This is a genomic window from Nocardia exalbida NBRC 100660 (genome assembly GCF_000308575.1).
In the GTDB taxonomy this organism is placed as follows: Bacteria; Actinomycetota; Actinomycetes; order Mycobacteriales; family Mycobacteriaceae; genus Nocardia; species Nocardia exalbida.
On record NZ_BAFZ01000002.1, the window covers coordinates 1 to 9693 of the forward strand.

A 9693-nucleotide genomic window follows, 5' to 3' on the forward strand; every position below is an offset into this window, starting at 1 on the left:
GTTCGCGCACGTTGCCGGGCAGATCGGCGGGCATCGGAGGCGGTGTCTCGCGCACGTGCTTCATCGCGACGGTGATCGCGCCGTCGCCGGTGAACGGCCGCTGCCCGGCCAGCACTTCGTAACCGACCACGGCGAGTGAGTACACGTCGCTGGCCGCGGTGGCGTCCTCGCCGACCGCCTGTTCCGGTGCGATGTACTGGGCGGTGCCCATCACCATGCCGGTCTTGGTCACCGGGGAGGCGTCCACCGCTTTGGCGATACCGAAGTCGGTGATCTTCACCTGGCCGGTCGGCGTGACCAGGATGTTGCCCGGCTTCACGTCACGGTGCACCACGCCCGCGCGGTGCGCCACGTCCAGCGCGCGCCCGGTTTGCTCGAGCAGATCGAGTCCTTGGGCCACCGACAGCCTGCCGAGCCGGTTGAGCACGGTGTTCAGCGGCTCGCCCTGGACGAACTCCATGACGAGGTAGGCGATCTCGCTGCCCTGCGGGTCGATGGTCTCGCCGTAGTCGTAGATGCCCGCGATGCCGGAGTGATTCAGCTGGGCGGTGGTCTTCGCCTCGGTGCGGAATCGATGCCGGAACGTCGGGTCGGCCGAGAACTCCGATTTCAGCACCTTGACCGCGACCCTGCGGTCGAGCCTGGTGTCCAGCGCTTCCCAGACCTGGCCCATGCCGCCGGTCGCGATCAGTCGCTGCAGCCGGTATCGGTCGGCGATCATCGCACCGTTGTTCAGCATCGAGGTCCCCGTACCTTCACTCGCACATCCATATCGTTCAGCCCCCTCGAAGACCGGCGTCCAGAACCGCGCGAGCCACCGGCGCGGCGACCGAGCCACCGGTCGCGGCAAGCGCCCGGTCCCCACCGTTCTCCACGATCACCGCGATGGCGATCTTCGGGTTCTGGGCGGGGGCGAACGCGATATACCAAGCGTGCGGCGGCGTGTTACGCGGGTTGGTCCCGTGTTCCGCGGTGCCGGTCTTGGACGCGATTTGATAGGGGGTCTGGCCACCTCCGGAGGTGTTGCTCTCCGACGCGATCATCAAGTTGGTTAGGGTCGACGCTACATCGGCGCTGACGGCTTGGCCGACCGAGACCGGCTTGGTCTTGGTCAGCTCGCTCAGATCCGGGCGCTGCAACTGATCGACCAGGTACGGCTCCATCCGGACGCCGCCGTTGGCGATGGTCGCCGCGACGACCGCGTTCTGCAAGGGGGTCAGCGCCACGTCGCGCTGCCCGATGCTGCTCTGCGCCAGAGCGGCGTCGTCGGAGATCGTGCCGACGGTGCTCTCCGCCACCGGCATCGGGATCCCCCGGTGCGGGCCCACACCGAACGCGGCCGCCTCGTCCTTGAGGTCCGCGGCGCCCACCTTGATGCCGAGTTCGGCGAACGCGGTGTTGCACGAGCGCCGGAACGCCTCGAACAACGAAGCGGTCGGATTCGGACCGCAGGTGGTGCCGTTGTAGTTCTCCATCGGAGTGCTGGTGCCGGGCGGTGTGAAGGTCGGGGCGGCGGTGAACTGGTCGTCGGGGGTCGCGACGCCGTTGGCCAGCGCGGCCGCGGTGACCACGACCTTGAATGTGGACCCGGGCGGGTAGGTCTGTGAGATAGCGCGATTCAACATGGGGTGGTTCGGATCCGCGCTCAGCGTTTCCCACGCCTGGGTGCCACGCGCGCCGTCGTGCCCGGACAGCAGGTTCGGGTCGTAGCTCGGCGTGGACACCATGGTGAGGATCTTGCCGGTGCTCGGCTCGATGGCCACCACCGAGCCGGTGTAGCCCTTGCTGGTCATCTGGTCGTAGGCGACCTTCTGCATCAGCGGGTTGAGCGTGGTGAGCACGTTGCCGCCGCGCGGGTCCCGGCCGGAGATCAGGTCGACGAGACGGCTGCCGAACAGCTGACTGTCGGAGCCGTTGAGCACCGAATCCTCGGCGCGCTCCAATCCGGTGCTGCCGTACTGCATCGAGTAGAAGCCGGTGGCAGGCGCGTACGCCTCCGGCTCGCTCGGGTAGGCGCGCAGGTACTTGTAGCGATCGTCGGTCGCGATCGAGCTGGCCAGCACGGTGCCGCCCGCCGAGATCTGCCCGCGCTGGCGGGCGTATTCGTCCAGCAGCACCCGGGAGTTGCGTGGATCCGAGCGCAGGTCGTCGGCCTTGATCACCTGCACGTAGGTGGCGTTCGCCAGCAGTGCGACGACCATCACCATCACCGCGACCGCGACTCGGCGTAGTGGAGTGTTCATGTCAGCGGCCCCGCATCCGGTCGTCCCCCGTCGCGGCGCAGCAGTTCGGTCTGCGCGTCGGCGATCGGCGCCGGTTCCTTCTTACGCACCGGGGCGGGTGCGCGGGCGGCGTCGGAGACCTTGATCAGCAACGCCAGCAATGCGTAGTTGGCCAACAGCGAGGAGCCACCGTAGGACATGAACGGAGTGGTGAGACCGGTCAGCGGAATCAGCTTGGTCACACCCCCGACCACGACGAACAGCTGGATCGCGATGGTGAACGACAGACCGGCCGCGAGCAGCTTGCCGAAGCTGTCGCGCACCGCGAGGGCGGTGCGCAGCCCGCGCACCACGAACACCAGGAACAGCATCAGCACTGCGGCGAGCCCGATCAGGCCGAGCTCCTCGCCGATCGTGGTGACGATGAAGTCGGTCTTGGCGAAGGGCACCTGGCTGGGCCTGCCGCTCCCGAGGCCGGTTCCGGCGAGACCGCCGGTGGCCAGGCCGAACAGTGACTGCGAGATCTGATAGCCGGTGTTGTTGTAGTCGTCGAACGGGTGCAGCCAGGTCTCCACCCGGACCCGCACGTGACCGAACAACTGGTAGGCGAAGATGAATCCGAGTGCGAGCAGCCCGCCGCCGATGACCAGCCAGCCGACCCGTTCGGTGGCGATGTAGAGCATCACGAGCACCGTGCTGAAGATCAGCAGCGAGGTACCGAGATCCTTCTCGAACACCAGCACGCCGATGCAGACGATCCAGACGGCCAGGATCGGGCCGAGGTCGCGGCCGCGCGGGAACTCCATGCCCAGGACGTGACGCCCGGCGGCGGTGAAGATCTCGCGCTTGGCCACCAGCACCGAGGCGAAGAAGATGATCAGCAGGATCTTCGCGAACTCACCCGGCTGGACGCTGAACCCGGGCAGCCGGATCCAGATCTTCGCGCCGTTGGTCTCGGAGAACGCGCTGGGCAGCAGCGCCGGGATGGCCAGCGCGACGAGGCCGATGAGGCCGAGGGTGTAGCTGTAGCGGGCGAGCGTGCGGTAGTCGCGCAGGGCGATCAGCAGGGTGATGAACACCAGTGTGCCCAGCGCGGTCCACAGGATCTGCTGATTGGCGTCGGGGGAGGGGGTCGCCCACGAGTTGTAGGCGGCGGTCTGCTGGTCGGCCAGGTCGAGCCGATGGATCAGCACGAGACCGAGTCCGTTGAGCAACGCGACGATCGGCAGCAGCAGCGGGTCGGCGAACGGGGCGAACCGACGCACGGCCAGGTGCGCCACCGCGAACAGCGCCAGGTAGGCCAGACCGTACTTGGCGATATCCCAGGTGATCGACTGTTCTTGACTGGCCTCGACCAGGAAGAGGGACACGGTGGTGATGACTGCTGCCGCCCCGAGCAGCAGCAGTTCCGCGTTTCGTCTGGTGCTCGGCGGTGGCGCGGGAGCGAAGCCGCCCGGGGGACTGGGAAAAGCCCCAGCCGACGGCGGTGCCGGCGCGGACATCAGTCCGTCACCCGGCAGTTCTCCCCCGTGGTCTGGGGATTGGGCGAGGTGCTCGACGGCGTGGCAGGAGCCTCCGACTTGGTCGGCGTCTTGATCTCGGTGCCCCTGGCGTCACCCTGTTCCGGTGCAGGCACCGGTGCCGGTGCAGGCGCGGGTGTGGTGGTGACCGGTGCGGGCGGAGCGCCGTTGGGCGCGGGCGGTGTGGGCTCGGCGGACGGGACGACTCCCGGCTGCGGCGCCGATTCCTTGACCGGGCACGGCGGCAGCAGTTCTCGCTGAGCGAGATAGGTCATCGAGTCCCTGGCCTTGTCCAGCGAACCGGGCGGCAATCCCTTGTCCACCTGGTCACGGCCGGTCTGCTTCAGATCACTGACCTTCAGCGGCTTGCACGAGGAGGGCGAATCCGCGCCGGGCTCGGACAGGGTGAGTTCACCGTTGCGGGTCACGCACCCGACCAGGTTCACGTCATGGATCGAATAGCCGAGGATCGACCCGGGCAACCCGCGCAGGATCACCACCGAACCGTCGTCGGCGCCGACGTAGTAATTGCTGCGGATCATCTTGTAGCCGACCACGAGCCCCACACAGACGGCGGCGACGAGCGCCAGCGCGAGCACGATCCAGCGCAGCCGGTGCGACTTCTTCGCGGGCGGCTCGGGCGCGGCGGCGGCCCGGCGCGGCGCCGAGCGCGGCGGACGCAGGGCGGAGGCCCGGCCCGCGGCGGTGTTGGGCGGAGGAGTGTCCTCGTCGACGCCGGACGCGGCGCCCGCCACGATCGGGTGGCTCTGGCCGTAGTCCAGATCGATGACGTCGGCCACGACGACGGTCACGTTGTCCGGACCGCCGCTGCGCAACGCCAGCTCGATGAGCCGGTCGGCGCACTCGTCGGTGGTGCCCTCGCGCATCGTGTTCGCGATGGTCTCGTCGCTGACCACGTCCGAGAGACCGTCGGAGCACAGCAGGTAGCGGTCGCCTGCGCGCGATTCGCGCATGATCAGCGTCGGCTCGATCTCGTTGCCGGTGAGCGCGCGCATGATCAGCGAACGCTGCGGGTGCGTGTGCGCCTGCTCCGGTGTGATCCTGCCCTCATCGACCAGCGACTGGACGAATGTGTCGTCCCGGGTGATCTGGGCCAGCTCGCCGCCGCGCAACAGATAGGCGCGAGAGTCGCCGATGTGCACGAGGCCGAGTTTCTTGCCCGCGAACAGGATTGCCGTGAGCGTGGTGCCCATGCCGTCGAGCTCGGGCTCCTCCTCGACCTGATCGGCGATGGCGGCGTTGCCTTCTCGGGTCGCCGCGTCGAGCTTGCCGAGCAGATCGTCGCCGGGTTCGTCGTCGTCGAGGTGGGCGAGCGCGGCGATCATCAACTGGGACGCGACTTCTCCCGCGGCATGGCCACCCATGCCGTCGGCGAGTGCGAGCAGCCGGGCGCCCGCGTACACGGAGTCTTCGTTGTTGCCTCGGACGAGACCACGGTCGCTGCGCGCTGCGTAGCGGAGAACAAGTGTCACGATCGCAGCTCGATCACTGTTTTGCCGACACGAACAGGCGTGCCGAGTGGAACACGGACGGCGGTGGTGACTTTCGCGCGATCGAGGTAAGTGCCGTTCGTCGAGCCGAGGTCTTCCACGTACCAGTCGTCACCACGCGGAGACAGTCGCGCATGCCTGGTCGAGGCGTAATCATCGGTGAGTACCAGCGTGGAGTCGTCCGCACGCCCGATCAGCACCGGTTGGGTGCCGAGCGAGATGCGGGTGCCGGCGAGTGAACCCTGAGTCACCACAAGAAATTTGGCGCCCTTCTGGCCCCGGCTGAAGGAAGGCAGCACCGCGGAACCGCGTGCGGCCCTGGGCTGAATCCGAATGCCGGATGCCGCGTAGATGTCGCTGCGCAACGTGCGCAGCACAGCCCACACGAACAACCACAACAGCAGAAGGAACCCCGCACGGGTCAGTTGCAGGATCAGTCCCTGCACGGCGCTCCACCTCCTGTTCGACCGTGTACGTCGGTGCCGTAGGTGCGGTTCGACCACCCCCACCAGCCTGCTGGTCTTGCCGGCCCCGGTATCGGCGCCGCGCGTGTGTAGGCAGCATCATAGGGCCGTCGGTCGAGTTCGATCACGATACGGCCGACGAATCCCTCGAGAGCCATGTCGTGACCTGCACCGCGAGCTTACGGGATCAGACGATACGGATCAGGATCTCGGAGTGCCCGGCACGGATGACGTCGCCGTCGGCGAGCTGCCAGTCCTGCACGGGGGAGCCGTTCACCAGGGTGCCGTTGGTGGAGCCGAGGTCGGACAACATCGCGGTCTGCCCGTCCCAGCGCACCTCGATGTGCCTGCGCGACACGCCCGTGTCGGGCAGGCGGAAGTGCGCGTCCTGGCCGCGGCCGATGATGTTGCTGCCTTCCCGCAGCTGGTAAGTCCGGCCGCTGCCGTCGTCCAGCTGGAGGGTCGCCGAGTAGCCCGAACCGGCCTGCGGCGCGGCGCCGTAGCCCTGGCCGCCCGCGTAAGCCTGCGGCGCGCCGTATCCGGGTTGCTGCGAATACGCCTGACCGTAGCCGCCCTGGTCGTCCTGACCGTAGCCACCTTGATCGGCGTAGCTCTGATCGCCGTAGCTCGGATCGGTGTATCCCGACTGCCCGTATCCGGGCTGACCATAGCCTGGCTGGCCGTAGCCCGGCTCGGCGTAGCCCTGCTGGCCGTAACCGGCATCGCTGTAGCCCTGCTGGCCATAGGCTTGGTCGGCGTAGCCCTGCTGGCCGTAGCCCTGGTCGCCGTAGCCTTGCTGGCCGTAACCGCGTTCGGCGTAGCCGCCCTGCTGGCCGTAGCCCGGCTCGCCGTAACCGGCTTGCTGGCCGTAGCCGGATTCGCCGTAACCCTGCTGCCCGTAGCCCTGACCGCCCTGGCCACCCTGGGGGTAGTCGTAGCCGTTCTGGTAATCGCCGTAACCCTGCTGTGCGTCCGGAGCCTGGTAATCCGCCCCGTACGCGCCACCGCGGCCGTAGTCGTCGCGGTACGCGCCGTTCTGCGCACCGCCGCGACCGGCAGGCGGTGGAGCGTACCCGCGGTTGCGTGGATCGGACTCCGCGGGCTCACGGCTCGGGTCGTAGCCTGAGTTCTGCGTCATGGGGCCAGCTCCTGGTTGCGGGTTTGCAGGTCGTTGTGGCGGTGATTCGGGGCCGCGAGCCGCGCCGGCTCTGTGGCCGGCGTCGGGATCGACGCGGCCACTCGCCCTGAACTGTCCGGTGTGCAGCGTAGGTGATGCCTCGAACGCCACGTGTACTTCGCCGTAGGTCTGCCAGCCTTGTTCGCGGATGTAGTCCTGCAGGTGTTTGGCGAACGCGCGGGTGGTGAGGTCGTGGTCGGCGTCCAACTGCTGGTGATCGGAGGAGTTGATCGTGATCACATAGCTGTTGGGTGCCAGCAGATGCCCTCCGCCCACGTCTTGGACATGATCGGCGGCCTCGCGTTGCAGCGCCGCCTCCACCTCCTGGGGCACGACACTGCCGCCGAACACTCGGGCGAACACGTCACCGACGGCGCCTTGCAGGCGACGCTCGAATCGCGAAACGATGCCCATCAAGGCCTCCCTTCGGTGCGCGTCTCTTCCTGATTCGTAACAACGACACGCGTGTATGGCGTGTCGTTAATCGACCACGTTCATTGCATGATATCCACGATCGTCCACACCTGTAACTCTTGGCGACGGCCTCGGGTTCCCGGGGCTGTCCAGCCCCCCGGTCAGGCCTCTGAAATGGCGATTTCGTATCCGGCGCGAGGCCGTGATACTGTCTCCCAGTCGCTCGGGCGAGTGGCGGAATGGCAGACGCGCTGGCTTCAGGTGCCAGTGTCCTTCGGGACGTGGGGGTTCAAGTCCCCCTTCGCCCACAGACGGGAAAGCCGCGTATCGGATTGGTACTGATACGCGGCTTTCCCTATTTTCGTGTTACGAAACGCTGCGCTCGGCCCGCGTCGGTCAGTGCCCTCCCACAGCGGGTAATACTCCGAGCTGCTGAAGGAACCCCAGCACGTCCTTGTCGGACCACTTCTCGGCGATCTTGCCGTCCGCGATCCGGTGGATCGCGGTGCCGGTCATCGTCAATTCGTTTCCGGTCGCCGGTATCCCCGGTAGGTCCCCGGTATGGCGGCCGTACGCGGTGAGTCGTGTCACGACCCGGTCGCCCTCCGCGAGCTGATCCTCGATCACGTGCCTCCCGGGAGTGGCGTCCCAGAACATGCGAAAGGCCTGTTTGAGGCCCTCGCGGCCGGTGGCGAGGCCGGGAAACGGCGGCGGCGAGTGGTCGAGGTAATCCTCCGCGACGAGGTCGTCCATCGCGTCGACGTTCCCCGCGTCGATCTCCTGATAGAACCGGCGGACCAGCGCCTTGTTGGCTTCCAGCGACATGATCGACCTTCCTGCTCGGGTGCCGGGCGGCGAACGGCCGTTGTGTACCCGAGTGTCGCGCCGCGCGGACAGCAACTTCTACCAACAGAGCTCACAATATCGAAAAAGCATGTCGGCGAACTGTTGGCAAAGATTCCTGCTCGGCTGTCAGGCCACCGGGGCGTGGCGATCGAGGAAGCGCTGCTCGAACCCGGCGATGAACTGCGCCTGATCGACTGCCGAAGACGAGTGCGCGAACTCGCCGTCGTCGGCGACGTAGAAGACCGCCCGGCGGGCCTGAGCGTTCGCGGGCACGTGCACCATCCAGCCGAAGCGGAAGCGCTCGGCGCTCAGCTGCGACAGCGGATACCCGGTGGTGTCCAGCTGCCGTCCGGTGATGTAGTCCCGTACCCGGCCGATCGCCTGTGCGGCGGGCATCGGCTCGGGCACGGTGGACAGCAGCCCGGCCGCCGAGAACTGATAGAGCGCGCCGTCGATGTCATAGCGGCCGTCATCGGCGAATACGGCGACCAGCGCCGATCGCGTCACCCTTCCTGTCTCGGCCGCGGACAACAACGCGTCTATAGCCTCCGGCGCGTCCCTTCCCGCGCTGTTCGCGAGCAGACCCGCCACGATCTTGATCGCCGTCTCCCGGGTCCACATGCCCGGCACGGCGGGCGCGCACTCCTGTGCGGGCGGTGACTGCCCCCGGTACCAGCGCCCCGCTTCCCACCAGTAGCAGAACGACAGCAGGCCGGATGCCGCCCGCGGGTTCAAGACCGGGTCGGCCACCCAGTCCGGCGCGCCGCTGTACAACTGCGGCATCGGTGCGCCCGCGTTGTACACCGCGGCCAAGGTCGGCGCGTTCCACACACCGCCGGACAACACGGCCCGCCCGGCCGGGAGCGCATGCAATGTCGATCCCCCGCGCGCGGTGCCTTCGAATACGCCTACCCAGGGCAGCATCCGCGGGCCCCATTCCGACCGCGCCGCCACGAAGGCCGCGGCGATCGTCGTCCAACGCGACCACATCTGCGGGAACGGCGGGAACTCGTTCTCCGCGAGTACCGCCCACACCTGTTCGGCCCGGTCGGCGCGCGCCTGGGCGGCGGCCTGCTGCGGGGTGCGCCGCTGCCGGTCGCCATGGCCGATGTACGCGGCCAACCACACGGGCACCTTCGCGCGCGGATACGCCGCGAGGTCGGCGCGGTACGCCTCCGGCACGAACAGTTGACCGTCCGGGAAGGGCTCGTCGCCGTAGTCGTACGCGACTTCGATCCGGCCGGAACTCGTCATTGCCAGCAGCAGACGCCACCAGGGTTCCGCGCCGGAGCCGGCCGAGATCGCACGGTGCTCCCGGACGATGGCAAGCACCGGCTCCGGCGGGTCTACCCGTATCGCCTGTTCGCCAACGGCATACACGAGGTGGGCGATCTCACCCACCACCGTGACAGCGAACGCCGCGTCCACCCGCTGCCACCCCGTCGGCGCGTGTGCCGCCAGCGCACGAGCGAGCGGGTGTTCGACGGTCAGCCCACCGGGTTCGTCTGCCACGCCGTCCTCCGTATCGATGTCGAGCCA

8 protein-coding genes and 1 tRNA gene are annotated in these 9693 nt (G+C 67.9%); 1 reads left to right on the forward strand and 8 read right to left on the reverse strand.

Annotation, left to right across the window (positions count from 1 at the left end; genetic code table 11):
- From ON29_RS00655 to ON29_RS00680, 6 genes are all read right to left on the reverse strand, one after another.
- Positions 1-739, reverse strand: a 739-nt coding sequence (locus ON29_RS00655) for a protein kinase domain-containing protein (RefSeq protein WP_040864136.1), incomplete at its 3' end; no start/stop codon positions are given.
- A gap of 37 nt (positions 740-776) precedes the next feature.
- Entirely contained in the window at positions 777-2243 is a 1467-nt protein-coding gene (locus ON29_RS00660; protein WP_040864137.1) for a peptidoglycan D,D-transpeptidase FtsI family protein, read from the reverse strand.
- On the reverse strand, positions 2240-3724 hold the full coding sequence (locus ON29_RS00665; RefSeq protein WP_040864138.1) for an FtsW/RodA/SpoVE family cell cycle protein: 1485 nt from the start codon (positions 3722-3724) through the stop codon (positions 2240-2242). The genes ON29_RS00660 and ON29_RS00665 overlap by 4 nt, the downstream gene beginning before the upstream one ends.
- Positions 3724-5235 (reverse strand): PP2C family protein-serine/threonine phosphatase, encoded by a 1512-nt coding sequence (locus tag ON29_RS00670; RefSeq protein ID WP_040864139.1) that lies wholly within the window; start codon positions 5233-5235, stop codon positions 3724-3726. The genes ON29_RS00665 and ON29_RS00670 overlap by 1 nt, the downstream gene beginning before the upstream one ends.
- Positions 5232-5699 carry an FHA domain-containing protein FhaB/FipA gene (locus tag ON29_RS00675; RefSeq protein WP_014980860.1) on the reverse strand — a complete coding sequence of 156 codons (468 nt, stop codon included), beginning with the start codon at positions 5697-5699 and terminating at the stop codon, positions 5232-5234. Before ON29_RS00675 ends, ON29_RS00670 begins: the two co-directional genes overlap by 4 nt.
- A 205-nt stretch (positions 5700-5904) precedes the next feature.
- On the reverse strand, positions 5905-7308 hold the full coding sequence (locus tag ON29_RS00680) for an FHA domain-containing protein (RefSeq protein WP_040864140.1): 1404 nt from the start codon (positions 7306-7308) through the stop codon (positions 5905-5907).
- 225 nt (positions 7309-7533) lie between these two features.
- On the opposite strand from ON29_RS00680, the gene ON29_RS00685 reads away from it, so the two are divergent.
- Positions 7534-7616: transfer RNA gene (locus ON29_RS00685), tRNA-Leu, on the forward strand.
- A gap of 88 nt (positions 7617-7704) precedes the next feature.
- On the opposite strand, the gene ON29_RS00690 is transcribed toward ON29_RS00685, so the two are convergent.
- Entirely contained in the window at positions 7705-8133 is a 429-nt protein-coding gene (locus ON29_RS00690) for an ester cyclase (RefSeq protein WP_040864141.1), read from the reverse strand.
- A gap of 147 nt (positions 8134-8280) precedes the next feature.
- Positions 8281-9666, reverse strand: coding sequence for a hypothetical protein (locus tag ON29_RS00695; protein WP_051174741.1), 1386 nt, complete (start codon positions 9664-9666; stop codon positions 8281-8283).
- Between the last annotated feature and the right edge of the window lie 27 nt (positions 9667-9693).

Bases quoted from the DNA above. Each gene is read 5' to 3' on its own strand.
- ON29_RS00660 (WP_040864137.1), bottom strand. From the start codon at position 2,243: ATGAACACTCCACTACGCCGAGTCGCGGTCGCGGTGATGGTGATGGTC.
- ON29_RS00665 (WP_040864138.1), bottom strand. From the start codon at position 3,724: ATGTCCGCGCCGGCACCGCCGTCGGCTGGGGCTTTTCCCAGTCCCCCG.
- ON29_RS00680 (WP_040864140.1), bottom strand. From the start codon at position 7,308: ATGGGCATCGTTTCGCGATTCGAGCGTCGCCTGCAAGGCGCCGTCGGT.
- ON29_RS00690 (WP_040864141.1), bottom strand. From the start codon at position 8,133: ATGTCGCTGGAAGCCAACAAGGCGCTGGTCCGCCGGTTCTATCAGGAG.